General features: G+C 71.0%; 23 protein-coding genes. 16 read left to right on the top strand and 7 right to left on the bottom strand.

The features are described 5' to 3' along the window. Positions 1-23 precede the first annotated feature (23 nt). Genes ACQP0N_RS07390 through ACQP0N_RS07405 form a run of 4 tightly spaced genes read left to right on the top strand, consistent with a single transcriptional unit; the run spans position 24 to position 3,667 of the window. On the top strand, positions 24-617 hold the full coding sequence (locus ACQP0N_RS07390) for a hypothetical protein (RefSeq protein WP_433118636.1): 594 nt from the start codon (positions 24-26) through the stop codon (positions 615-617). Further along, positions 607-1,710, top strand: a complete 1,104-nt coding sequence (locus ACQP0N_RS07395) for an efflux RND transporter periplasmic adaptor subunit (RefSeq protein ID WP_433118637.1) — start codon at positions 607-609, stop codon at positions 1,708-1,710. Before ACQP0N_RS07390 ends, ACQP0N_RS07395 begins: the two co-directional genes overlap by 11 nt. Further along, a complete protein-coding gene (locus ACQP0N_RS07400; RefSeq protein WP_433118638.1) occupies positions 1,707-2,453 on the top strand; it encodes an ABC transporter ATP-binding protein in 747 nt (248 codons plus the stop codon). Before ACQP0N_RS07395 ends, ACQP0N_RS07400 begins: the two co-directional genes overlap by 4 nt. Next, positions 2,450-3,667: an ABC transporter permease gene (locus tag ACQP0N_RS07405; protein ID WP_433118640.1), complete on the top strand. Its 1,218-nt coding sequence runs from the start codon at positions 2,450-2,452 to the stop codon at positions 3,665-3,667. Before ACQP0N_RS07400 ends, ACQP0N_RS07405 begins: the two co-directional genes overlap by 4 nt. Here the strand turns inward: ACQP0N_RS07405 and ACQP0N_RS07410 are convergent, their stop codons facing one another. Further along, positions 3,668-4,498: a YhjD/YihY/BrkB family envelope integrity protein gene (locus ACQP0N_RS07410; RefSeq protein WP_433118642.1), complete on the bottom strand. Its 831-nt coding sequence runs from the start codon at positions 4,496-4,498 to the stop codon at positions 3,668-3,670. It abuts the gene before it with no gap. Between the two features lie 51 nt (positions 4,499-4,549). On the opposite strand from ACQP0N_RS07410, the gene ACQP0N_RS07415 reads away from it, so the two are divergent. Next, complete coding sequence (locus ACQP0N_RS07415) at positions 4,550-5,101, top strand: GNAT family N-acetyltransferase (protein WP_433118644.1); 552 nt, start codon at positions 4,550-4,552, stop codon at positions 5,099-5,101. A 409-nt stretch (positions 5,102-5,510) separates the two neighbouring features. After that, entirely contained in the window at positions 5,511-9,461 is a 3,951-nt protein-coding gene (locus ACQP0N_RS07420) for a CARDB domain-containing protein (protein ID WP_433118646.1), read from the top strand. Between the two features lie 20 nt (positions 9,462-9,481). Here the strand turns inward: ACQP0N_RS07420 and ACQP0N_RS07425 are convergent, their stop codons facing one another. After that, positions 9,482-9,805: a hypothetical protein gene (locus ACQP0N_RS07425; protein ID WP_433118648.1), complete on the bottom strand. Its 324-nt coding sequence runs from the start codon at positions 9,803-9,805 to the stop codon at positions 9,482-9,484. Further along, positions 9,802-10,044, bottom strand: coding sequence for a hypothetical protein (locus ACQP0N_RS07430; protein WP_433118650.1), 243 nt, complete (start codon positions 10,042-10,044; stop codon positions 9,802-9,804). Before ACQP0N_RS07430 ends, ACQP0N_RS07425 begins: the two co-directional genes overlap by 4 nt. A gap of 136 nt (positions 10,045-10,180) precedes the next feature. On the opposite strand from ACQP0N_RS07430, the gene ACQP0N_RS07435 reads away from it, so the two are divergent. The 8 genes from ACQP0N_RS07435 to ispG all read left to right on the top strand — a co-directional run bounded on the left by ACQP0N_RS07435 (position 10,181) and on the right by ispG (position 17,066). Beyond that, positions 10,181-11,062: a helix-turn-helix domain-containing protein gene (locus tag ACQP0N_RS07435; protein ID WP_433118652.1), complete on the top strand. Its 882-nt coding sequence runs from the start codon at positions 10,181-10,183 to the stop codon at positions 11,060-11,062. Beyond that, on the top strand, positions 11,052-11,243 hold the full coding sequence (locus ACQP0N_RS07440) for a DUF397 domain-containing protein (RefSeq protein ID WP_433118654.1): 192 nt from the start codon (positions 11,052-11,054) through the stop codon (positions 11,241-11,243). The genes ACQP0N_RS07435 and ACQP0N_RS07440 overlap by 11 nt, the downstream gene beginning before the upstream one ends. Positions 11,244-11,280: 37 nt before the next feature. After that, the gene (locus ACQP0N_RS07445) at positions 11,281-11,712 is read left to right on the top strand and encodes a hypothetical protein (RefSeq protein WP_433118656.1); all 432 of its coding nucleotides are present in this window, start codon (positions 11,281-11,283) and stop codon (positions 11,710-11,712) included. 200 nt (positions 11,713-11,912) lie between these two features. Then, positions 11,913-12,479: a hypothetical protein gene (locus tag ACQP0N_RS07450; RefSeq protein ID WP_433118658.1), complete on the top strand. Its 567-nt coding sequence runs from the start codon at positions 11,913-11,915 to the stop codon at positions 12,477-12,479. A gap of 174 nt (positions 12,480-12,653) precedes the next feature. Further along, positions 12,654-13,259 carry a Uma2 family endonuclease gene (locus ACQP0N_RS07455; RefSeq protein ID WP_433118660.1) on the top strand — a complete coding sequence of 202 codons (606 nt, stop codon included), beginning with the start codon at positions 12,654-12,656 and terminating at the stop codon, positions 13,257-13,259. Between the two features lie 164 nt (positions 13,260-13,423). Continuing rightward, entirely contained in the window at positions 13,424-14,635 is a 1,212-nt protein-coding gene (gene dxr / locus ACQP0N_RS07460) for a 1-deoxy-D-xylulose-5-phosphate reductoisomerase (protein ID WP_433118662.1), read from the top strand. Beyond that, on the top strand, positions 14,635-15,885 hold the full coding sequence (locus tag ACQP0N_RS07465) for a M50 family metallopeptidase (RefSeq protein ID WP_433118664.1): 1,251 nt from the start codon (positions 14,635-14,637) through the stop codon (positions 15,883-15,885). Before dxr ends, ACQP0N_RS07465 begins: the two co-directional genes overlap by 1 nt. An 8-nt stretch (positions 15,886-15,893) precedes the next feature. After that, positions 15,894-17,066, top strand: a complete 1,173-nt coding sequence (gene ispG, locus ACQP0N_RS07470) for a flavodoxin-dependent (E)-4-hydroxy-3-methylbut-2-enyl-diphosphate synthase (protein ID WP_355051610.1) — start codon at positions 15,894-15,896, stop codon at positions 17,064-17,066. A gap of 104 nt (positions 17,067-17,170) precedes the next feature. Here the strand turns inward: ispG and ACQP0N_RS07475 are convergent, their stop codons facing one another. After that, positions 17,171-17,758, bottom strand: coding sequence for a PadR family transcriptional regulator (locus ACQP0N_RS07475; protein ID WP_433118666.1), 588 nt, complete (start codon positions 17,756-17,758; stop codon positions 17,171-17,173). Positions 17,759-17,909: 151 nt separating this feature from the next. Here ACQP0N_RS07475 and ACQP0N_RS07480 point away from each other — a divergent pair, with 151 nt between their 5' ends. Further along, a complete protein-coding gene (locus ACQP0N_RS07480) occupies positions 17,910-18,749 on the top strand; it encodes a GNAT family N-acetyltransferase (RefSeq protein ID WP_355051612.1) in 840 nt (279 codons plus the stop codon). Between the two features lie 118 nt (positions 18,750-18,867). On the opposite strand, the gene ACQP0N_RS07485 is transcribed toward ACQP0N_RS07480, so the two are convergent. After that, positions 18,868-19,431 carry a hypothetical protein gene (locus ACQP0N_RS07485; RefSeq protein ID WP_433118669.1) on the bottom strand — a complete coding sequence of 188 codons (564 nt, stop codon included), beginning with the start codon at positions 19,429-19,431 and terminating at the stop codon, positions 18,868-18,870. A 947-nt stretch (positions 19,432-20,378) separates the two neighbouring features. Here ACQP0N_RS07485 and ACQP0N_RS07490 point away from each other — a divergent pair. Continuing rightward, positions 20,379-23,975 carry an ATP-binding cassette domain-containing protein gene (locus tag ACQP0N_RS07490; protein WP_433118671.1) on the top strand — a complete coding sequence of 1,199 codons (3,597 nt, stop codon included), beginning with the start codon at positions 20,379-20,381 and terminating at the stop codon, positions 23,973-23,975. Between the two features lie 52 nt (positions 23,976-24,027). Here the strand turns inward: ACQP0N_RS07490 and ACQP0N_RS07495 are convergent, their stop codons facing one another. After that, on the bottom strand, positions 24,028-25,095 hold the full coding sequence (locus tag ACQP0N_RS07495; RefSeq protein ID WP_433118673.1) for an NADH:flavin oxidoreductase/NADH oxidase: 1,068 nt from the start codon (positions 25,093-25,095) through the stop codon (positions 24,028-24,030). Positions 25,096-25,161: 66 nt separating this feature from the next. Next, the gene (locus ACQP0N_RS07500; protein ID WP_433121492.1) at positions 25,162-26,457 is read right to left on the bottom strand and encodes a dicarboxylate/amino acid:cation symporter; all 1,296 of its coding nucleotides are present in this window, start codon (positions 26,455-26,457) and stop codon (positions 25,162-25,164) included. Between the last annotated feature and the right edge of the window lie 181 nt (positions 26,458-26,638).

Consider the following 26,638-nt stretch of genomic DNA (forward strand, 5'->3'; position numbering starts at 1 on the left):
CAACTGTTGGTGAGGCTGCCGCCATGACGAACGCACCACGACGAGCCGGGCTCGCCGCGCTCACCCTGTTCGCCACGGTCCTCGCCGGCTGCGGCGGTGCGAAGCCCGCTGCCGAGTCCGCCGCCGACGTCGCCTCCCTCGCCACGGCGTCCGCCACGCCGAGCGCCGCCACGTCCGGCGCGGCCACGATCGGTCGGCCGCAGTTGCGGCTGGACACGACCGACGAGGAGGAGAACCGGCTCTGGTACGCGTACCACCTCTGCCTGCGGGACAACGGCGTGAAGGAGAACAAGGGCCGCTCGGCCGGTGCGACCGGGAGCGGCCCGGGTATCTCGCTCGACCAGAGTGGCGAGCCGAAGGCGGCGTACGTGGCGTGCGCCAACAAGCTGCCGCTTCAGCCGCCGGAGCTGGACGAGAAGAGGAACCCGAACTACGAGAGCCAGTGGAACGACTACGTGCAGTGCCTACGCGGTCGCGGCATGAAGATCCACTCGCTCCCGGACGGCTCCGGTTGGACGTACGACGACGGGGTCGCCGACCCGTCCGGCGGCTTCGACGGACCGGCGCTCTCGAAGGTGGAGCGCGAGTGCACGATGGAGGCCTTCGGTGGACGGTAGGCCGAAGCGGCGGACCGCGCTCGTCGTGGCCCTGGTGACCGTGGTGGTCGCCGTCGGCGCGGGCGTCACGGCGCTGACCCTGCGGCGGCACGACGACGGTACGGCGAGCGCACCGCCGCCGGTGACGACGGCCACGGTGACCCGCACCGACCTGTCGGACAGCCGCTCTCTCGACGGAACGCTCGGCTTCGGCCCGGAGCGGGTGGTCAAGGGCGCCGGCGAGGGCGTCGTCACCCGCCTGCCGAAGGTCGGTGACACGGTGGCCCGTGGCAAGCCCCTGTACTGGGTCGACGACCGGCCGGTGCCGGTGCTGTTCGGCGGCACCCCGCTCTTTCGTACCCTCGACAAGCCCGGCCTGGTGGGCAGCGACGTGCTGATCGTGCGGGACAACCTGAAGGCGCTCGGGTACGCCACCGGCACGCAGCCGGCGCGCGCGAAGGACGGCACGAGGATCGGCCCGGGTCGGGCACTGCTCACCGACACGCTGGTGGCGGCGATCAAGAAGTGGCAGCAGGCACTCGACGTGGAACCCACCGGCCGGATCGAGGTCGGGCAGGCGGTCGTACTGCCGGGGCCGGTCCGGGTGAGCGCGGTGAAGGCCCTGCCGGGTGACCCCGTCGGCGGCGAGTTGGTCGCCGTCACCGAGAAGGTCAAGCTGGTGACCGTCGCGGTCGAGGCGACCGAGGTCGGCAGCATCCGGGTGGGTGCGGCGGTCGCGATCACTCTGCCCGACACGACCGAGGTGCCCGGTCGGGTCGCCTCGATCTCCCACACCGTGCAGGGCGGAGGCCCGGACGCGGGGACCGGTCAGACCGGCCCACCCAAGGTGGACGTCCTCGTCACGCCCGCGAAGGCGGCCGACGTGGCGAAGCTGGACGCGGCGTCGGTCCAGGTCACGTTCACCACGAGCGCCCGCCGGAACGTGCTGGCCGTACCGGTCGGCGCGCTGGTGGCACTCCGCGAGGGCGGGCACGCCCTCCAACTGCCCGACGGCGGGCTGGTGGCCGTGGAGACCGGGATGTTCTCCCGGGGGCTCGTCGAGGTCAGCGGGGACGGTGTCACCGAGGGACTCACGGTGGTGACCGCCGCGTGAGCACGGTCATCCCCTTCCCGGGCCGGGACGCGCCGACCGAGGTGATCCCGGCGTACACCGAACCGGTCCTGCAACTCGACGGGGTGAGCCGGACGTACTCGGGCGGCGTCACCGCCCTGGACGACGTCTCGCTGACCGTACGCGCGGGAGAACTCCTCGCCATCGTCGGACCGTCCGGGTCCGGCAAGTCGACCCTGCTGAACATCATGGGCACGCTCGACCTGCCGACCAGCGGCCGGGTACGCGTCGCCGGGCAGGAGGTGACCGACCTGTCCGACCGGCGGCTCTCCGCGCTGCGGGGACGGTGGCTCGGCTTCGTGTTCCAGCAGTTCCACCTCGTCGGAGGGCTCGACGCGGCCGAGAACGTCGCCACCGGGCTGCTCTATGCCGGCGTACCCCGCCGTCGCCGTCGCCGTACGGCCATCGACGCGCTGGCCCGGGTCGGCCTGGCGCACCGCGTCGACCACCTGCCGCACCAGCTCTCCGGCGGGGAACGCCAGCGGGTCGCCATCGCGCGGGCGCTGGTCAACGACCCGGCGCTGGTCCTGGCCGACGAGCCGACCGGCGCCCTGGACACCGCCAACGGCGAGGCGGTCCTGGCGCTGCTGCTGAGCCTGCACGCCGAGGGCACCACCATCGCCATGATCACCCACGATCGGGACCTCGCCGCCCGTACCCCTCGGCAGGTGGACATCCGCGACGGGCGGATCGTCTCCGACACCCTCGACAGGACCCACCGATGACCACACCGACAGCGGCACCCGGCGGCCGACCGCCCCGGCTCGCCCCGGCCGACGTACTCCGGCTCGGTCTGCTCGGGCTGACCAGCCGGCGGATGCGGGCGGCGCTGTCCGCCCTGGGCATCTCCATCGGCATCGCCACGATGATCGTCGTGGTCGGCATCCCGGCGTCCAGCCAACGCGACCTGATGGACCAGCTCTCCGCTCTCGGCACCAACCTGCTGCGCGCCGAACCCGTGCCGGACCAGGACCCGCCCGTGCTGCTGCCGGCGGAGTCGGTGGCGATGGTGGACCGGATCGGGCCGGTCGAGTCGGTGAGCGCGGTCGCGAACACCCACGTCGCGGTCCGCCGCAACGACCTGGTGGACCGCTACGACACAGCCGGACTCACGACCCTCGCCGCGCGCCCGGATCTGCTGGACACCGTCAACGGACGGGTCCGCGTCGGCCGGTTCCTGGACGACGGCACGGCCCGGCTGCCGACCGCCGTCCTCGGCTACGTGGCCGCGAGCCGGCTCGGGTTCGCCACCGTCGATCCGGCCCGGCCACCCGAGGTGCTCGTCGGCGAACGGTGGTTCACCGTGATCGGCGTACTCGATCCGCTGCCCATCGCCCCCGACCTGGACCGGTCGGTGCTGGTCGGCTGGGACGCGGCCCGGAACCTGCTCGGCTTCGACGGGCATCCCACCGTCGTGTACGTGCGGGCCCGCGAGGCCGCGCTGGAGGACGTGCGTGCCGTCCTGCCGGCCACCCTCGACCCGCAGTTGCCCGGGTTGATCCAGGTCAGCCGCCCCTCGGACGCGCTCGCCGCCAAGCGGGCCACCGAGAACACGTTCTCCGCGCTGTTCCTCGGGCTGGCCGCCGTGGCGCTGCTGGTCGGCGGGATCGGGGTGGCCAACACCATGGTCATCTCGGTGCTGGAGCGCCGCCGGGAGATCGGCCTGCGCCGGGCGCTCGGCGCGAACCGGGGCCAGATCCGGGTGCAGTTCCTCACCGAGTCGGTGCTGCTGTCCGTGCTCGGCGGGGCCGCCGGAGCGGTGCTCGGCGTGCTCGCGACCGTCGGGTACGCCAGTTACCAGGGCTGGCCGCCGACGATCCCGGTGACCTCGGTGGCCGGCGGCATCGTCGGCGCGATGCTGGTCGGGATGGCGGCGGGCGTCTACCCGTCGATCCGCGCCGCCCGTCTCACCCCCACCGAAGCGCTCGCCAGCGCGTGATCAGCTCGGCCGCTGGGCACGCCACCGCGAGAGTGCCAGGGTCGCGGAGTACCCGGCCAGGACGATCACGTGGAACACGTACAGCCACAGGAGCACGGCGACGCCCGCGCCGATCGGGTCGAAGCCGCCGAACGGCACGCCGAGGTCCAGCGGCAGGGACGCGAACAGCACGAAGCCGTGCAGGAACCCGGAGAGGTTGGCCGCCGTGAACGAACCGATCGCGAGGGTGGAGAGCCAGTCCGGCGACGCCGGCCCCACCACCCGGAACACCCACACCAGCACCGGTGTGAGCACCAGCCAGACCGCCAGGAAGGACAGCACGATGCCCAGCGCGCCGACCCAGCCGCCCTGGCGGACCAGGCGGGTGGTGAGCGGCAACGCCAGCAGGATCGACAGCAGCAGCGCGGGCGCCGGGGCGAGCAGCGGCAGCAACAGCAGCCGGCCCCGCCACCCCACCAGGTGCTCGTCGGTGCGCGGCGCCGCCACCGACACGAACGCCCGGCGCAGCCCTTCGCCGTACAGCGACGCGGGCAGCAGTGAGGCGAGGGCCAGCAGTGGGGTCAACTGCACCCCGGCGTCGACCAGCGCGGCCACCGCCCGGGGCGCCCCGATCGCCGTCGGCAGGGCCTCCACGGCGTACGACGTCAGCCGGCGTACCCGATCGGCGCCCGCGATCAGCGAGGTGAGCCAGAGGGCCAGCAGCGCCACCGGGACCACCGCGATCGCCCCGTAGAAGGTGATCGCCGCGGCGTGCAGCGACAGGTCGCGTCCGCGCAGCGGACGGAACGCGGCACTGGTGATCCGTTTCGCGCGCTGCCATCCGCTGCCCATCGGGTTCTCCTTCCCGGTCGTCGGGGCGGTCACTCCTTAAGATCGCCGGTCATGACTGTTGTCACCACCGAACGCCTCATCCTGCGCGATTGGACCGACGAAGCGGCGGACCTGGCCCGGATCTACGACATCTACCGGCGCCCGGAGATCACGCGCTGGTTGGGCGTGTCACCGGGTCTGCCGATGACCGAGCCGGGTCAGGCCGCCGAACGGCTGCGGATGTGGCGGGACCGGCACGCCGCCGACGCCGGCCGGTACGGCACCTGGGCGATCGAGGTACGCGAGACCGGAGTCGTGGCGGGTACGGCGCTGCTCAAGCCGCTGCCGGGGCGCGACGAGAGTCAGCTCACCGACGACATCGAGGTGGGCTGGCACCTGCACCCCGATTCGTGGGGTCACGGCTACGCCACCGAGGCGGCGCGTGCGCTGATCGTCCGGGAGTTCGCCACCGGAACCCCGGAGATCTACGCGGTCGTATCGCCGGGCAACGAGCCGTCGATGGCGGTTTGCCGACGACTCGGCATGGCGCACGTGGGCCAACGCACCGACTGGTACGGCGGTGAGGTGCTGGAGACCTTCGTCCTGGCGGCCCCAGCGGCCTGATCGTTCCGGAATCACCTGACGCAAGATCCGTACAGCTTCGGGGAAGGTCTCGCCTCCATTCGTCAGGGGTGGCGCCTTCCCCGATTTGTGCGCGGATCGAGGTGCGCCAACAGCGGGCAACTCCGTCAATAGTCACGGTGGTCGAAGTATTGACGCTCTCGTAGCACGTCAGTAACCTTTGGTCAAAGTTACGCAAGAACTAGACAAACGCGTGCACGATTCTGTGCATGCTCGCGGAAGATTCAACGGGCCTCCTGGGGAGGCCCGTTGATGGTCGTACCCCTCGAACGCCGGCCCGCCTCACCGGTCGGCGACGCACCGCCACCCACCCCACCGTGGTCACCCCCGCCCGCGGCAACCGTCCCCCGACGACAGGACAGTCATGAGACGACGAGCGACACTGTTCAGGATGGTGGCGGCGACAGTCGCGACCACGCTGATCGCGACGACCCTCGCGAACCCGGCCCTCGCCACTCCGGCCTCCGCCGCCCGCCCCGCCGACCAACCGGCCGCCGCCAGCAGCGCCGTCGCCGCGGCGGCCACCAACCTCGCCCAGGGTCGTCCCACCCAGGAGAGCGGGCACGCCGACGTCTACGACTCGTCGAAGGTCGTCGACGGCAACGCGGGCAGCTACTGGGAGAGCGTCAACAACGCGTTCCCGCAGTGGGTGCAGGTCGACCTCGGCTCGTCACAGTCGGTCAACCAGGTCGTGCTGAAGCTGCCGACCTCGGGCTGGGGCACCCGTACGCAGACGTTGAGCGTGCGGGGCAGCGCCGACGGTTCGTCGTTCACCGACCTGGCCGGGTCGCAGACGTACACCTTCAACCCGGCGAGCGGCAGCACCGCCACGATCAACTTCAACGCCACCGCCACCCGCTACGTCCGGATCACCATCACCGCCAACAGCGGCTGGCCGGCCGGGCAGCTCTCCGAGCTGGAGGTGTACGGCAGCGGCGGCACCACCCCCGACACCACCGCGCCGAGCGCGCCCGGCAACCTCTCGTACACCCAGTCGGGCACCACCATCAGCCTCGCCTGGGTCGCGTCCACCGACAACTCCGGCGGTAGCGGTGTCGCCGGCTACGACGTCTACCGCAACGGCGCGTTCCTCCAGTCCGTCGGGACCGTGACCACGTTCAACGACACGCAGCCCACCACGGCGACCGTGTCGTACTACGTCCGGGCGCGCGACGCCGCTGGCAACGTCTCCGGCAACAGCAACACGGTGACCCGCACCGGCAGCGGTGACACCACCGCGCCGAGCGTGCCGGGGACGCTGTCGCAGAGCACGTCGGGCAGCACGATCACGCTCACCTGGGGCGCCTCCACCGACACCGGTGGCAGTGGCCTGGCCGGCTACAACGTCTACCGGGGCGGCAGCCTGATCGCGACGCTGGGCACCGTCCTCACGTACCAGGACAGCCAGCCGACCACGGCGACGGTGTCGTACTACGTCCGCGCCCGCGACGGCGCCGGCAACCTGTCCGGCAACAGCAACACCGTCACCCGGACCGGCAGCAACCCCCCGGCCTGCACGAACGTGGCGCAGGGCAAGAGCATGACGGCGAGCGGCTCGACCTTCACCTTCACCCCCGACAAGGCGAACGACGGGCAGCTCGGCACCTACTGGGAGGGCGCGGCCAGCTACCCACAGAACCTCACCGTGGCGCTCGGCGCGAACCACTCGATCTCCGGCGTCACCGTCAAGCTCAACCCCGACTCGTCGTGGGGCACCCGTACCCAGACGATCCAGGTCCTCGGCCGCGACCAGGCGTCGTCGTCGTACACCAGCCTGGTGTCGGCGGCGGCCTACCAGTTCGTCCAGGGCGTCAACACGGTGACCATTCCGGTCAGCGCGACCACGGCGGACGTGCAGTTGCGGTTCACCGGCAACACCGGCGCTCCGTCCGGCCAGGTGGCCGAGCTGGAGGTCTGCGGCACGCCGGCCCCCAACCCGGACCTGGTCGTCAGCTCGCTGTCCTGGTCGCCGGCGTCGCCCAGCGAGGTCTCCGCGATCACGCTCTCGGCCGTCGTGCAGAACATCGGCACCGCCGCCGCGGCGGCCACGACGGTGAACTTCAGCCTGGCCGGGGCGCTCGTCGGCAGCGCCACGGTGGGCGCGCTCGCCGCCGGTGCCTCGACGACCGTGTCGTTCAACGCCGGTACGCGACCGATGGGCAGCTACGCCGTGTCGGCGGTGGTCGACCCGACCAACACGGTCGTCGAGCAGAACAACGGCAACAACAGCCTCACGGCGGCGTCGCCGCTGGTGGTGGCGCAGGCGCCGGGACCCGACCTCCAGGTGCTCAGCATCGCCTCGAACCCGCCGAACCCGGCCGTCGGGGCGTCCGTCACCTTCACCGTGGCGGTCCGCAACCGGGGCACCACCGCGACCGGCGCGACCACCGTCACCCGACTGGTGGTGGGTGGCACCACGCTCAACACGAACACCGCCTCGATCGCCGCCGGCGCGACGGCCACCGTGGCCGTCAGCGGTAGCTGGACCGCCACCAGCGGCGGCGCGACCATCACCGCAACCGCCGACGCCACAAACGTGGTCGCCGAGACCAACGAGAGCAACAACACCTTCAGCCAGTCCATCGTGGTGGGACGCGGCGCGGCGGTGCCGTACGTCTCGTACGAGGCGGAGGCCGGCCGTTACTCGGGCACGCTGCTGGAGGCCGACCCGTTACGGACCTTCGGGCACACCAACTTCGCCAGCGAGTCCTCGGGCCGCAAGTCGGTACGCCTGACCGGCACCGGCCAGTTCGTCGAGTTCACCTCGGCCAACCAGGCCAACGCCATCGTGGTGCGCAACTCCATCCCGGACGCCCCCGGTGGCGGCGGCATCGAGGCGACCATCAGCCTCTACGTCAACGACGTCTTCTCCCGCAAGCTGACCCTGTCGTCGAAGCACAGCTGGCTCTACGGCAACACCGACGGGCCGGAGGCGCTGACCAACACCCCGCAGGCCGACGCCCGACGACTCTTCGACGAGTCGAACGCGCTGCTGTCGCAGTCGTACCCGGCGGGCACCCGCTTCAAGTTGCAGCGCGACTCGGGCGACACCGCCTCGTTCTACGTCATCGACATGATCGACCTGGAGCAGGTGGCCCCGCCGCTGAGCCAACCGTCCGGTTGCACCTCGATCACCCAGTACGGCGCGGTCCCGAACGACGGGCTCGACGACACCGCCGCCATCCAGCGGGCGGTGACCGACGACCAGAACGGCGTCATCAGCTGCGTCTGGATCCCGGCCGGGCAGTGGCGGCAGGAGCAGAAGATCCTGACCGACGACCCGCTGAACCGGGGCATGTACAACCAGGTCGGCATCAGCAACGTCACCATCCGGGGCGCCGGCATGTGGCACTCGCAGCTCTACACGCTGACCGAGCCGCAGAACGTGGTGGGCGGCATCAACCACCCGCACGAGGGCAACTTCGGCTTCGACATCGACAAGAACACCCAGATCTCCGACATCGCCATCTTCGGCTCCGGCCGGATCCGGGGCGGTGACGGCAACGGTGAGGGCGGCGTCGGTCTGAACGGCCGGTTCGGCACCGGCACCAAGATCAGCAATGTCTGGATCGAGCACGCGAACGTCGGCGTCTGGGTGGGCCGCGACTACGACAACATCCCCGACCTGTGGGGTCCGGCCGACGGGCTGGAGTTCAGCGGCATGCGGATCCGCGACACGTACGCCGACGGCATCAACTTCAGCAACGGCACGCGCAACTCGCGGGTGTTCAACTCGTCCTTCCGGACCACCGGCGACGACGCCCTCGCCGTCTGGGCCAACCCGTACGTCAAGGACCGCAGCGTCGACATCGCGCACGACAACCACTTCGTCAACAACACCGTCCAGTTGCCGTGGCGGGCGAACGGCATCGCCATCTACGGCGGCTACGACAACTCGATCGAGAACAACCTGATCTACGACACCGCCAACTACCCGGGCATCATGCTGGCGACCGACCACGACCCGCTGCCGTTCTCCGGCACGACGTTGATCGCCAACAACGGGCTCTACCGCACCGGCGGCGCGTTCTGGAACGAGGACCAGGAGTTCGGCGCCATCACGCTCTTCCCCTCCACCCGGGACATCACCGGCGTCACCATCCGGGACACCGACATCGTCGATTCCACGTTCGACGGCATCCAGTTCAAGAACGGCGGCGGCAACATGCCGAACGTCGCCATCACCAACGTACGGATCGACAGGTCGAACAACGGTGCCGGCATCCTCGCGATGAGCGGCGCGCGCGGTAACGCCAATCTGACGAACGTGACCATCACCAACTCGGCCGACGGCAACATCGTCATCCAGCCGGGCTCGCAGTTCGTCATCAACGGCGGCTGACCCGCCAGTTCCGCGCTTGATCAACACGTTTTCGCCGAAATCGGGGTGTCCGCGGACTGCGGACACCCCGATTTCCACGAACCCGAGTCGATCGTCGCCGCGCAGAGGCCGTCGTGGGCGTCGGACCGCCGGCACCTGCCGGCGTCGCCGAGTCGGGCGTCGCAGAACACTCGGGTACGCAGAAACTGCGCGTCCTCCTCGCTGAGCGTCGTCTCGCCGAAGTCGATGACGGCGAGGTGACCGAGCGAGTCGCGCAGTGCCACGGCCAGGGCGGTGACCTCGTCGAGGCTGGTCAGCGTGGTCGGCAGGTGGATGATCCAGCGGGGCTCGGTTGGGACGCTCATGGCAGGACCACCGTTCCGCCGTCCACCAGCGTCTGGATCTGCCCGTCGGTCAGCCCGCGCTGGTGCAGGACGCGACGGCCCCAGCGGTGCAGCCGACACGGGTGCCGAGCGTCGTCCCTGCGGCAGCGCTCGCCGTCCGGTCGCTGCACGGGGGCGTGCACGCTGATCGCCCGCAGTGCGAACACGACGTCCTCTTTCGTCACGTAGGGCGGCAATGGCAGATCGTCGGTCGCTTCCATGGCCGTCCTCCGGTGGGATTTTCGCGGTCGCCGTCATCAATGAGGGTCATTCCACTGATGGCCCAGCACAATCTTTCGGAGCAGAATCCGGACCAAGGGACGAGGCGTCTTACGCGACGACAGCCAGGGAGATGACGTGGACGACTCCGGCAGCACGGTTCCACGCAGGCAGCTCGGCAGATATCTGAGAGAGCTTCGCGAAGACGCGTACGTGACGGTTACCGCGGCGGCCAAGGAATTGGAATGGTCGGCACCCCGGATCTGGCGGTACGAGACCGGCCAGGTCTCCATGCACCCGAACGACGTGGCGGCCATGTGCCGCGTCTACGGCGCGTCCCCCGAGACGATCGAGACGATGCGGGCGCTTGCTCGGGAGACCAAGGCGCACGGTTGGTGGCACAGCTACGGCGAGGCGATCAAGGACTGGTTCAAGCTCTACGTCGGCCTGGAAGCCGCCGCCACCCGCATTCGCCACTACGAGGTGAACCTCGTTCCCGGGCTGTTGCAGACGGTCGAGTACATGACCGAGGTGATCGCCACCGACCACCCGCAGATGACCGAGGCGGATCGTCGGGCGAAGGTGGACGTGCGGCTGCGCCGGCAACGGTTGCTGGCCCGGGCGATACCGCGCGCTCCGCGCCTCGACGTGATCCTGGGCGAGGCGGTGCTGCGCCGTCCGCTGCGGGACCGGGCGGCGATGGCCCGGCAGTTGGATTCTCTTGTGGTGTCGTCGCGGCAACACAACATCGCCGTCCGGGTGCTGCCGCTCGACGCCGGCCTGGTCCGCTGGGCGCAGGCCGGCACCTTCACCATGCTCGACTTCCCGTCCGACGTGCGCGAGCCGGAGCCGACCACGATCTACATGGACGGGCCGTGCGGCGCGGTCTACCTTGACAAGACCCACGAGATCGAGATCTACGAGGACGCCTGGCGCTCCCTCGGCGAGCGGGCGCTCAGCGCCGACGAGTCCCGCGAGCTGATCGCGGCCATAGCGAAGGAGATGACCGATGGTGCGTGACGGAGTCTGGCGCACGTCGACCCGATCCGGCGGCGAGGGCAACTGCGTCGAGGTGGCCGGCTTCGCCGAGGCGGTCGGCGTACGCGACAGCAAGGACCGGCAGGGACCGACGCTGACCTTCACACCCTCGGCTTGGGCCGCGTTCGTCCAGTTCACGGCGGGGCAACAGACCGTGCAATGATCACGGCCGGCTCGCTCGCGGGAGGCTGAGAATCACGATGGGTGTCGTCGCGGCCGGGCTCTGCCTCGCCGTACCCGCTCTGTTCGTGCTCTGGCTGTGGGGCGGACCTCTGCTCACCGGCAGGTGGAGGACTCCGGGCTGGTTCGGCACGACGGCCGGGCTGTCGATCGCTGCCGCCGCCGTCACCTGGTTCGTCGGGGCGTTCGCGGGTTCCTCCATGAGCTCGGAGGAGTCCTGCCGACAGGCCGGCGTCAGCTACGACAGTGCCTACCGCGCCGTGCACTGGCGTGAGTCGTCGCGATGGTTCCCCCTGCACGATCGATGCAATGCCACCCACGACCTGGTGCCCGCCTGGGTCAACCCGGCCCTGGTGCTGCTGTCCCTGCTGGCCGTCTCCTGCATCGGCGCAGCGGTCTGGCTGGCCGTCGTACGGCACCCGACCACGACGAGTCGGCGGCGCCGCCCTTGATCGACACGGTTTCGGCGATGTGGGGGTGTTGGGGAGCGGGGATACCGCCAGGTCGGCGATGTGGTGTTGATCTTCGCGCTTCTCGGCTGCGGTAGGGCAGCATGCTGGGGATCTCCGGGAAGGGGCCCGTCGTGACCGATCACCACACCTACCTGAACGTTCACTCCCGCTGTGCAGCGGCCTTCGATCTATCAGTCAGATTGCCTGCCCAGGTCTTCCGGGAGATCGAGGGGGAATCGCTGTTCTGTGAGTTCGACGCTGTCCTCGACCCGGAGATGTGGCCGGCGCTCTGTGCGATGGCCCGCTGGCATGGCGACGAGCAGGTCGAGTTGCTGGTCCTTGAGCCGGACTGCGATACGAACTACCTGTCGAGGTATCGGTCGTACCCGGCCCTGTCGTTGTCCGTCGAGGCCAGCGAGGACGACTACTGGGCGCTGATCGGCCACGAGGCCGCCAGCGACATCTTCGGTTCGATCGCGATCTCGGCGAACGTCATCGCGGTGACCGGACCGTCCCGCAGATGGGGCTGCTGGGGTGAGCGGGATCCCGAAGTAGCGGTCTTCCGGGGGTTCCCCACCTCGGCGGTACGCGCCGAATGGCAGGAGCGGTTCGGCCCCATGCTGGACGCGGGCGGCGCGTTGCAGTCATACCTCCCGCTGGCCTTCCACGGCCGCACCGTCCCGGACGTGTGGGCCGCGGCCCTCGCCACCAACTACGGCGACGGCGTGGTGCCTGCCCGCCCAATGGATCAGGACCAGTGCGGCTGACCGTCCGCCAATCGCGTGTCGGGCGGGGTGTGCGATGACGTACATCGTGGGCGGCGGTGGCTAGGCTGAGCTGAGCAGAATGTCCGCTGAGGGTGAGCCCAGATAGGCCCAGCCAGCGTTCGCGCCGGACCTACGGTGCGTCGCTTTACGTCGAGCGCTGGGCAGTCTTGCGACATGCCTGCGGAGTCGTTCGACGTGTTGGGCTGGTTCAATGAGGGCTGGACGGCCAGGATGGCGCTCGACCTCCTGCCGGAGAACAACGGCCCACGGGTCGAGGTGCTGGACGGATGCGTCGTCGTCACGCCGTCTGGATGCCTCGATCGGCGAACGGTTCAACGGGAACTCGGCTACCTGTTGAAGCAGGCCGCCCACAGGGTGGGGATGTGGCCGTATCACGAGGTGAACGTAATCTCGGGCGACGACCTCTTCATTCCAGACGTCGCCATTTTGCGGCTCTCCGGCGGCGGACAGACGGCGATGGACATTCACCACGCCGTGCTCCTCGGGGAGATCGTCTCTCCCGGAAACCGGCGGAAGGACATCATCGACCGGCCGCGTGAGTACGCCGCCGTCGGCGTGCCGTTCTTCCTCCGGGTCGACCTGCGCAATCGGGTGCCGACCATCGCGCTGTACGAGCTGACCGAGGGGGAGTACCGGCCGGTGGCCGCCGCTGCGGCCGGGACGCGTTTCGTCATGCGGGAGCCGTTCGAGTTCTCGATCGACCCGGCCGACCTGCTCGGCGAGGAGGCGGCACCCGACGAGTCGGCCGAGGCGGAGTGAGGCCCGCACGTCCGTGATCGACTCGGGTTCGGTGATGTGGGGGTGTCCGGGAGCTGCGGATACCCCGAGATCGGTGAACTCGTGTGGATCAAGGCCGGCGGCGGCGGGCGGGGTGGGCTGAGGCTCCCAGCGGGCACACAGCGGCGGTGGGGGAGAATGGCCCGGTGACTTCCCCCCGCGATCTTGTTCTGCTCGGGTCCACCGGTTCGATCGGCACACAGGCCATCGACATCGTCCGGCGCAACCCGGACCGGTTCCGGGTGGTGGCGATCGGGGCGGGTGGCGGCAACGTCGAGTTGCTCGCCGCGCAGGCCCTGGAGCTGGGCGTCGAGGCGGTCGGGGTGGCCAAGGCGTCCGCCGCGCAGGACCTGCAACTCGCGTTCTACGCCGAGGCGAGCCGGCGCGGCTGGGCCACCGGCGACTTCAAGCTTCCCAAGATCGTGGCCGGGCCGGACGCCATGACCGAGCTGGCGCAGTGGCCCTGCGACGTCGTGCTGAACGGGGTGGTCGGCTCGCTGGGCCTCGCTCCTACGCTGGCCGCTCTGCGCGGTGGTCGTACTCTCGCGTTGGCCAACAAGGAGTCGCTCGTGGCCGGCGGCCCGCTGGTCAAGGCCGCGGTGACGCGGCCGGGGCAGATCGTGCCGGTCGACTCGGAGCACTCGGCGCTCGCGCAGTGTCTGCGGTCCGGGTCGCGCGGTGAGGTGCGGCGGCTGATCGTCACGGCCAGCGGAGGTCCGTTCCGGGGTCGGCGGCGCGACGAGTTGACGCAGGTCACACCGGAGCAGGCGCTCGCGCACCCGACCTGGAACATGGGGCCGGTCGTCACGATCAACTCGGCCACCATGGTCAACAAGGCGCTTGAGGTGATCGAGGCGCACGAGCTGTTCGACGTGCCCTACGCCGACATCACCGTCATGGTGCACCCGCAGTCGGTGATCCACTCGATGGTCGAGTTCGTGGACGGGTCGACGATCGCCCAGGCCAGCCCCCCGGACATGCGACTGCCGATCGCGCTCGGCATCGGCTGGCCGGACCGGGTGCCCGAGGCCGCCGCCGCCGTCGACTGGACGGCATCGCACACCTGGGAGTTCGCGCCGCTTGACGACGAGGCGTTCCCGGCGGTAGGCCTGGCCAAGGCCGCTGGGGAGGCCGGACGCTGCCGACCGGCGATCTACAACGCGGCGAACGAGGAGTGCGTGGCGGCGTTCGTGGCCGGGCGGCTGCCGTTCCTCGGCATCGTCGACACCCTCGGACGCGTGTTGGAGGAGGCTCCGGACTTCGACGAACCAGGTACCGTCGAGGACGTGCTCGCGGCCGAGTCGTGGGCGCGCGCGCACGCGCAGGAGATCATCGCGGGTTCGGTGGAAGGAGCTTGATGTCTAACCTGCTCGGGGTGGTCCTCTTCGCCCTGGCCATTCTCATCTCGGTCAGCCTGCACGAGGCGGGTCACATGCTGACCGCCAAGGCGTTCGGGATGAAGGTCACGAAGTACTTCGTCGGTTTCGGCCCCACCATCTGGTCGTTCCAGCGTGGCGAGACCGAGTACGGACTCAAGGGCATCCCCCTCGGTGGCTTCTGCAAGATCGTCGGGATGACGCCGAACGACGACGACGTCGACCCGGCCGACGAGCCGCGCGCGATGTGGCGGTTCCCGGTGTGGAAACGCACGATCGTCATGTCCGCGGGCTCGATCACCCACTTCGCGCTGGCGCTCGTCACCATCTGGCTGGCGGCCGTCACCCTCGGCCTGCCCAATCCCAAGTTCCCCACGAACGACGCGCAGGTCCGGCAGGAGCCGGCGGTGATCGCGCTCTCCGACTGTGTGATGCCGAAGATCGACCAGCGCGCCTGCGCCCCGGGTGACCCGGCCAGCCCGGCGGCCCAGGCCCAGCTTCGCGACGGCGACCGGATCACCTCACTCAACGGCAAGCCGGTCAACAACTACGGTGAGATGCTCACCGGCCTGCGCGCGCTGAAGCCGGGCGAGACCGTGAAGATCGGGTACGTCCGCGACGGCCAGCCCGCCGAGACCAGCACCGTGCTGGCCCAGACGGAGCGTCCGCCGCTCGACAACCCGAAGGGCACCGTCGGTCCGGTCGCCGCGCTCGGCGTCGGGCTCACCATCACCACCCCGAACCTCGTCACGTACGGTCCGGTCGCCGCGTTCGGCGCCACCGGCGACTTCACCCGCGGGCTGGCCGTCGGCACCGTCGAGGCGTTGCAGCGGCTGCCGCAGAAGGTCCCCGCGCTGTGGACCGCCATCACCGGCGGCGAACGTGACGTGGACACCCCGATCAGCGTGGTCGGGGCCAGCCGGCTCGGCGGCGAGGCGTTCGCCCACGGTGCCTGGCTGATGTTCGTCCTGCTCTTCATCTCGCTGAACTTCTTCATCGGCGTGTTCAACCTGCTCCCGCTGCTTCCCCTGGACGGCGGCCATATCGCCATCGCCTGGTTCGAGCGGGCCCGCTCCTGGCTCTACGCCCGGATCGGCCGGGCCGACCCGGGTCGGGTGGACTATCTCAAGCTGATGCCCTTCACGTACGCGGTGATCCTGATCGGTGGCGTGTTCACGCTGCTGACCATCACCGCGGACGTCGTCAACCCGATCACGCTCTTCCCAAGGTGAGTGCTGAAGTGACCGCTATCAGTCTCGGCATGCCCGCTGTGCCGCCCCCGCCGCTCGCACCCCGCCGGGCCAGCCGCCAGATCATGGTCGGCTCGGTGCCGGTCGGTGGCGGCGCGCCGGTGTCCGTGCAGTCGATGACCACGACCCTCACCTCCGACATCAACGCCACGCTCCAGCAGATCGCCGAGCTGACCGCGTCCGGCTGCCAGATCGTCCGGGTGGCGGTGCCGTCGCAGGACGACGTCGAGGCGCTGCCCGCGATCGCCAAGAAGTCGCAGATCCCGGTGATCGCCGACATCCACTTCCAGCCCAAGTACGTCTTCGCCGCCATCGACGCCGGCTGCGCGGCCGTCCGGGTCAACCCGGGCAACATCCGGCAGTTCGACGACAAGGTCAAGGAGATCGCGCGCGCGGCGGGGGACGCCGGCGTGCCGATCCGGATCGGCGTCAACGCGGGCTCGCTGGACAAGCGGCTGCTCACCAAGTACGGCAAGGCCACCGCCGAGGCGCTCGTCGAGTCGGCGCTGTGGGAGTGCTCGCTCTTCGAGGAGCACGGCTTCCGCGACATCAAGATCTCGGTGAAGCACAACGACCCGGTCGTGATGATCCGGGCGTACCGGCAGCTCGCCGAGCAGTGCGACTACCCGCTGCACCTCGGCGTCACCGAGGCCGGGCCGGCCTTCCAGGGCACCATCAAGTCGGCGGTCGCCTTCGGCGCCCTGCTGGCCGAGGGCATCGGCGACACCATCCGGGTGTCGCTCTCCGCCCCGCCGGTCGAGGAGATCAAGGTCGGTAACCAGATCCTGGAGTCCCTCGGCCTGCGCGAGCGCGGCCTGGAGATCGTCTCCTGCCCGTCCTGCGGCCGTGCCCAGGTGGACGTCTACAAGCTCGCCGAGGAGGTCACCGCCGGCCTCGAAGGGCTGCCGGTGCCGCTGCGGGTCGCCGTCATGGGCTGCGTCGTCAACGGTCCGGGCGAGGCCCGCGAGGCCGACCTCGGTGTCGCCTCCGGCAACGGCAAGGGCCAGATCTTCGTCAAGGGACAGGTCGTCAAGACCGTGCCCGAGGGCCAGATCGTGGAGACGCTGATCGAAGAGGCGCTGCGCATCGCCGACGAGATGGGCGCCGAGCTGCCCGAGGAACTGCGCGGGCTGGTCACCGGCCCGACGGTCACCGTGCACTGAGCCAGTTCGACGAAAGCGGGCCGTTTCCCCTCGGGGAGCGGCCCGCAGTCGTTCCGGCGCGCCGTTTCCCCTCGGGGAGCGGCCCGCTTTCGTTCCGGCGCAGCTCAGTCGGATTCGGCGAGGATCGCGTACAGCTTGCGTCGGGTCTCGTCGAGGACCTGGGCGGCCCGCTCACGCTGGTCGTCGGTGCCGTTCATCATCACCTGCCGCAGGGCGTTCATCGCCTGCGCGCCGGAGTCGCGGATGTCGTGCCAACTGCTCACGGTGTCCTGGGCGACGTCCGCCCAGGGCGGCGTCTGCGCGGCGGCGGTGGCCTCGGCCCGACCGTCCTCGGTGACGGTGAACCGCTTCCGTCCGCCGCTGGACTCCTCGGCGCTGGCGGCGATCACGCCCTCGTCCTCCAGGAGTTGGAGCGTGGGGTAGATCGAACCCGGGCTGGGCCGCCAGGCCCCGCCGGTGCGGGAGTCGATCTCCTGGATCATCTCGTAGCCGTGCATCGGCCGCTCGGTGAGCAGGGCCAACACCGCGCCACGGACGTTGGGGCGTCGCCCCCTGCCGCGGCCGTGCCCGCGTCCTCGTCCGCGCCCGCCGTGCTCGTGGCCGTGCTCGTGGGGGCCGGGCGGGACCGGCGGGAAGCCGAAGCCCCGCATCCTGGCCTCGTGCATCGGGTGGTGCTGTCGATGGAACCGCATCGGGTTCTCCTTCTCTACGTACTGTCGCTGATGCATCAACGATATATCGGCAATGCATCGCCGACAAGTCGCGTTGGGCAATTCGGCCCTTTGCGGTCCACCTCGCCACTCGGCCGGCGGGGCGAGGGGTCGATCTGGCAGGCTGGTAGTCGTGCTTACGGTGCCGGTACGGCAACTGGGGGAATCGGAGCGCCGCGCGGTCGAGCGCCTACTCGACCGCGACCCGTTCGCGGGCGCGCAGGTCGCCGAGCGCATCGCCGCGCGCGGACTGTCCTGGTGGCGGGCCGAGGGGCGGATCCTGGGGTACGGTGCCCGCCGCAACCTCGAATCACTCTGCTGGCTCGGCGGCAACCTGACGCCGGTGCTCGCCAGCGATGCCGCGGTGTCCGCCTTCGCCGACCTGCTCGCCGGGGAAGACCGGCTCTGCTCCTCGATCGTTGGCCGCGCGGACGCCGTCCTCGCCCTCTGGGACCGGCTCTCCCACACGTGGGGCCCGGCCCGCGACGTCCGCCCCAACCAGCCGCTGCTGGCCACCGACACGACGCCGGCCGTTCCGGCCGATCCAGAGGTACGCCGCGTCCGCTCCGGCGAGGTCGACCGACTCTTTCCGGCGGCGGTCGCCATGTACACCGAAGAGGTGGGCGTCTCACCGCTCGCCGAGGACGCCGGACGCAGCTACCGACGCCGGGTCAACGATTTGGTCCGCGCCGGCCGCGCGTACGCCCGGTTCGTCGACGGCAAGGTCGTGTTCAAGGCGGAGTTGGCCGTCGTGACCAAGCGGACCGCCCAGGTCCAGGGCGTCTGGGTCGCCCCGGAATGGCGGGGCCGTGGCATCGCCGCCGCCGCCATGGCCGCCGTGGTACGTGACGCGCTGGCCCGGGTCGCTCCCACGGTCAGCCTGTACGTCAACGACTTCAACCTCCCGGCCCGCCGAGTCTACGAACGCTGCGGCTTCCAACCCGTCGGCACGCTCGCCACGGTCCTCTTCTAAGCGGCTCGCGCCCGCAGATCTTGGACAGTTTCCGTTCCGAGCTGACGGAAACTGTCCAAGATCTGCGAGTACGGCGATGGCCGGCACCCGTTGTCGGGTGCCGGCCATCGGTGATCTCTTAGCTGTTCCAGTTGTGGGCGACCAGGTCGGTGGCCTGCTGCTCCCACTGGGCGTACGCGTCCGGGTAGGCCGAGACCTGCACGGTCTGCGCGGCGTCGGTCAGCGGCATGTCCTGCCAGCCGTCAACCTGCTTGAGGCCCTTGAGGAACGCGGTCGTCGAGTACTCGGGGTCGGTGATCTGCTCGGGCGTGCCCCAACCGCTGGACGGGCGCTGCTGGAACAGACCCAGCGAGTCGTGGTCGTTCATGTCGCCGAGGTGGCCCAGGTTCTCCAGCTTGGACTCCTGCAGGCTCGTGGCGATGGAGATGACCGCGGCCCGCTCGGGCAGGCCGGCCTTCTTGGTGGCGGCGATGATGGCCTTGGCGTTGGCGGTCTGCTCGTCGTTCAGGTCGATGTGGGACTGGTCGCCCTGCGGCTTGGGCGCGGTGGTCTGCACCGCGACGGTGGCGGGCTTGGCGTCCACGGCCGGGGCGGCGTGGGCGGCGATGGGGCCGGCGAAGACGCCACCGGCGAACGCGAGACCAGCGATGGACAGCATGCTCTTGCGGAAGATCGTGTTCATCAGGGGTTGCTCCTTCGGGGGTAGGAAACACCCACACACCACCCGTTGCGGGGGATTGGTGGCGGGGGTGTCAGCACCTCGTCCGGGCGCTCAAAAGTCTTTGGGGGGCGGCCTGCGAGCGGGAGGCTCGTGGCGGCCGGTCCGTGTGTAACGACCTGCCGGCCGGGGCCATTCCCAGGGGCTAACGATCCGCGGAGGGCGGGGCCCGTCGCGCCGGGACCGGGTGTAACGACCCAGGGGTCGCGGCCATTCCCGGGGGCTTGGCGGCCTGCGGGGCGGGGGGCTCGTGGCGGCCGGTCCGTGTGTAACGACCTGCCGGCCGGGGCCATTCCCAGGGGCTGACGATCCACGGTGAGCGGGTCTCGTCGCGCCGGGACCGGGTGTAACGACCCGCGGCTCGGGGTCATTCCCCGGGGGGCCGGGGGGGCGGTGACCCGCCTTTGCTCTGCTTCAGCCGAGGAAACACCCCGCCGTCCGATAATCGGACACCGGGTGTTTCCTGGGTTGAAGCAGAGCAAAGGACGCGAAGTGATGGGGTCCGACCCGACGGGCGGCGGGCGGTGGCCTACGCTCCTGGCGATCGTCCGAGGGCCACGACGGCCGGTGCGCCACGATCCCCGCCCGTGGGTAGACCCGGCCACTGCCCACATGCTCATGATTCGGGCATACCGCCTGAACGACGCAGTTGGTGGTGGTCGTCGTGGGTGCGGCTAGGCGGTGATCCACACGAGAACGCCGAAGTGGGGGTGTCCGGGGCCGGTTGATACCCCCAGATCGGCGATGTCGAGTCGATCATGTCGATGCGGGGCCGCGCGGATCTCGCGCCCCGTTGTCGGCGCACCGGGCATCGGGGGATGACCTGCTCAGGGGCGGGTAAATCGGTTGAAGGGACCGGGGAGCTGCCGGCACGCTGGGTGTTCCGCCACCCACGTCCGGAGGAACTTTCCATGCGCCTGCTCCGTGATCTGTGGGACACCTCGCCACGCCGTATGACGCTCGTGGCCATCCTGATCGTGCTGGGCGCCGCCGGTCAGGCGGGCGCGTCCGCGCTGGCCGGCGCGGTGCTCGTACACCGGTCGGCCGTTTCCTTCACGGTCCTCGCCGCCGCGTTGGCCGCCGTGGTGCTCAGCGACCTGGTGGTGAGCCTGGTGATGGCCGGGCTGACCGCCGACTGGTCCGCCGACGTCCGCCGGCGGCTCTGCCGGGTCGCGCTCGGGCAGGATCTGCCGAGCCTTGAGACCACCCCGGTGGGCGAGCTGTTGGACCGCATCGACGGGGATGTCTACCAGGTGGCGTCGGCGGTTCGTAACCAGGGTTCGCGGCTCGCTCAGGGGCTCTGCGTCGGTCTGCTGTCGATGGTCGTCGCGCTCGCCGTGTGGTGGCCGGCCGGCATCGCGATGCTGCTGCTGACCGTGGTGCTCGGGGTGGGGCTGCGCCGGCCCACGGCACGGATCGGTCCGGCCCGGATGATCGAGGAAGAGGCCTGGTCCGATCTGGCCGCCGTGATGGAGGAGGCGGTGCACGGCCAGGACGACGTGCGGACCAGCCTGGCCCAGCCGTACGTGCTGCGGCTCTATGCCCGGCGGGCCGCCGCCGTGCTGTCCCGCGGCCATCGGGTCTGGGTGCTCTCCGCCAAGGTGGCGACCGTCGCCACCGCCACGATCCGGGTCGGCGTCGGCGCGGTGGTGCTCGGCGGGGCCTGGGCCCTGGCCACCGGCCGGGTCGACGCCGCCCGGCTCACCGCCATCTGGCTGCTCGCCCTGGCGTTCGGGGCCACCGCAGAACACGTCGGCCGGATGGTGCCCGAACTACAGGAGGCCCTCGGCGCGTGGGCCCGCGTGCAGTTGCTCCAGAAGGTTCGGCAGGAACCGGTCGGTGGGGCCACCCCGGTCGAGGGTGACCTGCGCATCCGGGACCTGACATTCGGGTACGAGGTGAGCGGCCCGGAGGCTGGACGGGGTCCGGCCCTGCGCGGGCTCAGCCTCACCTTCGCGCGGGGGCGCTCGTACGCCCTGATCGGGCGTACCGGGTCGGGCAAGTCGACCCTGGCGAAGGTTCTCACCCGGGCCGTGGACGTGCCGCCGGGCACCGTCTTCCTCGGCGGCACCGACCTGTGCGACCTCGACGTGGAGGAGTTGCGCCGCTGGGTGGCGCTGGTGCCGCAGCGCACCGAGATCGTGGCCGGCACGCTCGCCGAGAACGTCGCGCTCTACGACCCGGACCTGCTGGACGCCGCCGCGCGGGCGCTCGACGAACTGGGCCTGGCCGGCTGGATCGCCGAGCTGCCCGACGGGTTGGCGACCCGGCTGGGGGAGGGCGGGCACGTGCTCTCCGCCGGCCAGGAGCAGTTGGTGGCGTTCGCCCGGATCCTGGTCCGTGACCCGCACGTGGTGATCCTCGACGAGGCCACCGCCCGATTGGACCCGGTGACCGAGGCGCGGGTTCAGCGGGCCACCGAGCGACTGCTGCGCGACCGGATCGGCATCGTGATCGCGCACCGGCTCTCCTCGGTGCGCCGCTGCGACGAGGTGGTGGTGCTGGCCGACGGCGCGGTGGTCGAGGCCGGTCCGTTGGAGACGTCGACGCGGTTCGCCGAGTTGCTGGCGACCAGTCACGCCGCCGTCTACGCCGGCGGGGCGTCGGCGTCCCGCACCGGCGGCGGCACCGACCTGCTGACCGGCCCGAGCACCGCCGACACCGACCTGCTGGCCGACCCGAACACGGCGGGCACCGACCTGCTGGACGGTCGGGACACGGCCGGCCCGAACACCGCCGGTCGGGACACCGCTGGCTCGGTTGATGCGGCGGTGGCGGGGGCCGGGTCGGTGCCGGCGTCGCGTACCGACCCGCCGCCGTTGCCGCCGACGCCGCCGGCGCGGACCTTCCGGGAGATCATCCGGCTCTGCACCAACGATCCCCGGTACGGAGCCGCCGCGATCGCCCTGTTCCTCGGGCTCAGCCTGCTCGGGCTGGACGGTCCGCTGCTGCCGTGGCTGTGGGCCGACCTGGTCGACGGCTCCGGCAGTCCGTACCTGCCGGCGTTGGGCATCGTGGCCGGGCTGCTGGTCACCCTGCCGCTGCCGTTCTACACGCACGTGTGGTTCCCGCACTGGTGGGTGCGGCAGATGCTACGGATCGGCCTGCGGCTGGTGCACGGCCAGACCGGCCCTCGCCGGGTCAGCTCGCACAGCCCGGCGGAGGTGGTGGCCCAGGGTGGCGACACCGAGCGGGTGGTGCAGCTCGCCGACAACGTGCTGGACCAGACCGTGGCGGTGGTGCTGGTGGTGGCCATGACGGCGGTTACCGGCAGCGTCGTACCGGGGCTGTTCTTCCTCGGCACGATGGTGGTCTCCGGCCTGGCCGCGACGTTGTTCGGGCCGAAGCTGGAGCGCGCGGCGCGGGCGACCGTCGCGGCGCGGGCTGCCTTCGCCACCGCGCTGGTCTCCGCGCTGTCCGCGGCGCGGACGGTCAAGCTCGCCGGCGCGACGTCGGCGGTGCTGCGTCACCTGTCCGACCTGGACGTGCTGCGCAGTGACCGGCAACGCCGGGAGATCGCCGTGCAGGTGTGGTCCCGCTCGACGCCGGCGGTGGTCAGCGGGCTGCTGCCGATCGGCGCGTGGGCTCTCTACCTGGGCGGCGAACTGTCGGCCGGCACGGTGCTGGTGGCCGTCTCCACGCTGGGCGCGGCCCGGTGGTTCGCCTGGACCACCGCGTCGTTGATCTCCCAACTGCCGTCGGCGCGGGTGTGGACCCGGCGGACGGTGGCGATGACGGGCGTGGGGGCGTACTCGATGGGGGTTCCGGCGGTCGACCTGGCCGGCGGCACGGCGCCCGCGCCGACGCCGCCGCCCCGCCGCCCACTGCGCCGGTTGGAGCTGCGCGGCTTCTCGGTGGTGCACTCCGACGGCACGGTCGCCGTGCGCGATGTGGACCTGACGGTCCAGCGCGGACAGTTGGTGCTGGTCGTCGGGCCGGTCGGAGCGGGCAAGTCCTCGCTGCTGCGAGCGCTGGCCGGCATCGTGCACCACACCGGCGAGCTGCGGTGGAACGGTGACACGGTCACCGAGCCCGAGCTGTTCCTACGCCCGAACCAGGTCGGTTACGTCGGTCAGCTACCCCGGGTGCTGTCCGGCACGGTGGTCGAGAACATCGCGCTCGGCCACCAGGTGGACGCGGCGGACGCCGTCAGCACGGCCCAGCTCGACCACGACCTGGCCGCCGCCGGGGGTGGGCTGGGCCTGCTCATCGGGCACAAGGGCACCCGGCTCTCCGGTGGGCAGCTTCAGCGGCTGGCGCTGGCCCGGGCGCTGGCGCCGCGTACCGAACTGCTGGTCGCGGACGACGTGTCGTCGGCGCTGGACGTCACGACGGAGCTGGCGCTGTGGCAGGCGCTGCGGGCGCACGGCGTGACCGTGGTGGGATCCACCGCCAAGCGTGCCGCGTTGGTCCGGGCCGACCACGTGGTGGTGTTGGGGGAGGGCACGGTGGTGGCCCAGGGCACCTGGCTCGAGCTGGAGGGCGACTGGTCGCACCTCGCCGGCTGAGCGCGCGTACGGGCGGCTGTCCGGATCGACAGCCGCCCGTACCACGTTCGGATCAGGCGCGGGCGTACTGGGCGGGGCCGCTGTACGCGACGCCGAGCTTGGCGGCGGCGCGGCGCGGCCAGTACGGGTCGCGCAGCAGCTCCCGGCCGAGCAGCACCAGGTCGGCCTCGCCGCTGGCGACGATCTGCTCGGCGTGCTCCGGCTCGACGATCAGGCCGACCGCGCCGGTGGGTACGCCGGCCTCGCGGCGGATCTGGGCGGCCAGCGGCACCTGGTAGCCGGGCCCGAGCTGCGGGATGCGCTGCTCGGTGCTGACGCCCCCGGAGGAGGTGTCGACCAGGTCGACGCCGACGGCGGCCAGCTCCCCGGCGAGCACCACGCTGTCCTCGACGGTCCAGCCGCCCTCGACCCAGTCGGTCGCGGAGATCCGGGTGAGCACCGGCACGCTCTCGCCGACGGTGGCGCGTACCGCGCGGGCGACCTCCAGGGTGAGCCGCATCCGGCCGGCCCGGTCACCGCCGTAGGAGTCGGTGCGGTGGTTGGTCAGCGGCGACAGGAACTCGTTGAGCAGGTACCCGTGCGCGGCGTGGACCTCCACGGCGGCGAAGCCGGCGGCGAGGGCCCGCTCGGCGGCGGCGGCGAACGCGTCGATGACGCCCGCGATGCCCGCCGCGTCGAGCGTGGTCGGCGTCCGGTAGGTGGGGCTGAACGGCTCGGCGCTCGGGGCGACCGGCGTCCAACCGCCCTCGGCGTCCGGCACCCCGCCGTTGCCCGCGTCCCACGGTCGGTAGGTGGAGGCCTTGAAGCCGGCGTGTGCGAGCTGAACCGCCGGCACCGCGCCGTGCGCGGCGACGAACGCGGTCACCGGCCGCCAGGCGTCCACGTGCGCGCCGGACCACAGCCCGGTGTCCTGCGGGGAGATCCGACCCTCGGGGAGTACGGCGGTCGCCTCGGTCAGCACCAGTCCGGCCCCGCCGATCGCGCGGGTGCCGAGGTGGACGAGGTGCCAGTCGGTGGGCAGGCCGTCCGGGCCGGCGGAGTACTGGCACATGGGTGCCATGGCGACGCGGTTGGGCAGGGTGACCCCGCGCAGGGCCAGCGGTGTGAACAGGGAACTCATGTGCTCATCCTCTCGGTACGGCGACGGACCCCGGTGTCGAGGGGTCCGTCGCCGTGGAAGAACGGGTCAGGCGGGTACGGGGTTCAGCTCCGGGCGGGTGTCGGCGGCCACGGTCTCCGGCCCGGTGAGGTCACGTCGGCCGGCCGAGTCGTACGCGGCCCGGTCGAGGGTGCCCTCCCGGGCGGCGACGACGGTCGGCACCAGCGCCTGCCCGGCCACGTTGGTGGCGGTGCGCATCATGTCCAGGATCGGGTCGATGGCGAGCAGCAGGCCGGCCCCGGCCAGCGGCAGGCCCAGCGTGCTCAGGGTGAGGGTGAGCATCACGATCGCGCCGGTCAGGCCGGCGGTGGCCGCCGAGCCGACCACCGAGACGAAGGCGATGAGCAGGTAGTCGGTGAGGCCGAGCTGCACGCCGAACACCTGGGCCACGAAGATCGCGGCGAGGGCCGGGTAGATCGCGGCGCAGCCGTCCATCTTCGTGGTGGCGCCGAACGGCACGGCGAACGAGGCGTACTCGCGGGGCACGCCGAGGCGCTCGACGGAGCGCTGGGTCACCGGCATGGTGCCCACCGAGGAGCGGGACACGAAGGCCAGCTCGATCGCGGGCCAGGCGCCGGCGAAGAAGCGCACCGGGTTGAGTCGGCCGGCGAGGATCAGCACCAGCGGGTAGACCACGAACAGCACGATGGCGCAGCCGACGTAGACGGCGGTCGTGAACTTCGCCAGCGGAGCCAGCAGGTCCCAGCCGTACGAGGCGACGGCGTTGCCGATCAGGCCGAGCGTGCCGATCGGGGCGAGCCGGATGACCCACCAGAGGGCCTTCTGCACGATCTCCAGCAGCGAGCGGTTCAGCGCCACGAACGGCTCGGCGGCATCGCCGACGAGCAGGGCCGCCGCGCCGATGACGACGGCGAGGAAGACGATCTGCAGGACGTTGCCCTCGACGAACGCGCCGACCGGGTTGGTGGGCACGATGCCGGTGAGGAAGTCCGTCCACGAGCCGGTCTTCTTCGGTGCGGCCGCGCCGCCCAGGTCGAGGGTCACGCCCCGGCCCGGGTCGACGAGCAGGCCGAGGCCGATGCCGATGCTCACCGAGACCAGCGCGGTGATGCCGAACCACATGAGGGTCTTGAGGGCGAGCCGGGCGGCGTTGGCCACGCCGCGCAGGCTGACCACGCTGACCACGATGGCGGTGAAGACCAGCGGCGGTACGGCCAGCTTGAGGAGCTGGACGAAGAGGGAGCCGACGGTGTGCAGGGTGCTGGTCAGCCAGCTCACGTCGTTGGCGCGGGCCAGGAAGCCGAGTGCCACGCCGAGTACGAGGCCGAGCAGGATCTGCACGGAGAAGGGAATTTTGCGCAGGCCGAAGGGCATGGGATGTCCAAGTGAGGTGGTCTGGTCGGGGTAGGCGTGTGGAGGACGGCTACGCCGGACAGACGCCGCTGGCCTGCAGTCGGAGATCGACATACAGGCGGACGGTGAGGCCCCAGACATTGGTCATCGTTGGTCGACGATACGCCGATAAGTTCGATCTGCAAGGTGT

The sequence above is a fragment of the Micromonospora sp. CA-246542 genome (assembly GCF_050942905.1).
GTDB lineage: Bacteria > Actinomycetota > Actinomycetes > Mycobacteriales > Micromonosporaceae > Micromonospora.

Bases quoted from the DNA above. Each gene is read 5' to 3' on its own strand.
- ACQP0N_RS07425 (WP_433118648.1), bottom strand. From the start codon at position 9,805: ATGAGCGTCCCAACCGAGCCCCGCTGGATCATCCACCTGCCGACCACG.
- ACQP0N_RS07465 (WP_433118664.1), top strand. From the start codon at position 14,635: ATGTCTAACCTGCTCGGGGTGGTCCTCTTCGCCCTGGCCATTCTCATC.
- ACQP0N_RS07445 (WP_433118656.1), top strand. From the start codon at position 11,281: ATGGGTGTCGTCGCGGCCGGGCTCTGCCTCGCCGTACCCGCTCTGTTC.
- ACQP0N_RS07390 (WP_433118636.1), top strand. From the start codon at position 24: ATGACGAACGCACCACGACGAGCCGGGCTCGCCGCGCTCACCCTGTTC.
- ACQP0N_RS07455 (WP_433118660.1), top strand. From the start codon at position 12,654: ATGCCTGCGGAGTCGTTCGACGTGTTGGGCTGGTTCAATGAGGGCTGG.
- ACQP0N_RS07410 (WP_433118642.1), bottom strand. From the start codon at position 4,498: ATGGGCAGCGGATGGCAGCGCGCGAAACGGATCACCAGTGCCGCGTTC.
- ACQP0N_RS07420 (WP_433118646.1), top strand. From the start codon at position 5,511: ATGGTGGCGGCGACAGTCGCGACCACGCTGATCGCGACGACCCTCGCG.
- ACQP0N_RS07485 (WP_433118669.1), bottom strand. From the start codon at position 19,431: ATGAACACGATCTTCCGCAAGAGCATGCTGTCCATCGCTGGTCTCGCG.
- ACQP0N_RS07405 (WP_433118640.1), top strand. From the start codon at position 2,450: ATGACCACACCGACAGCGGCACCCGGCGGCCGACCGCCCCGGCTCGCC.
- ACQP0N_RS07490 (WP_433118671.1), top strand. From the start codon at position 20,379: ATGCGCCTGCTCCGTGATCTGTGGGACACCTCGCCACGCCGTATGACG.
- ACQP0N_RS07495 (WP_433118673.1), bottom strand. From the start codon at position 25,095: ATGAGTTCCCTGTTCACACCGCTGGCCCTGCGCGGGGTCACCCTGCCC.
- ACQP0N_RS07415 (WP_433118644.1), top strand. From the start codon at position 4,550: ATGACTGTTGTCACCACCGAACGCCTCATCCTGCGCGATTGGACCGAC.
- ACQP0N_RS07430 (WP_433118650.1), bottom strand. From the start codon at position 10,044: ATGGAAGCGACCGACGATCTGCCATTGCCGCCCTACGTGACGAAAGAG.
- ACQP0N_RS07475 (WP_433118666.1), bottom strand. From the start codon at position 17,758: ATGCGGTTCCATCGACAGCACCACCCGATGCACGAGGCCAGGATGCGG.
- ACQP0N_RS07440 (WP_433118654.1), top strand. From the start codon at position 11,052: ATGGTGCGTGACGGAGTCTGGCGCACGTCGACCCGATCCGGCGGCGAG.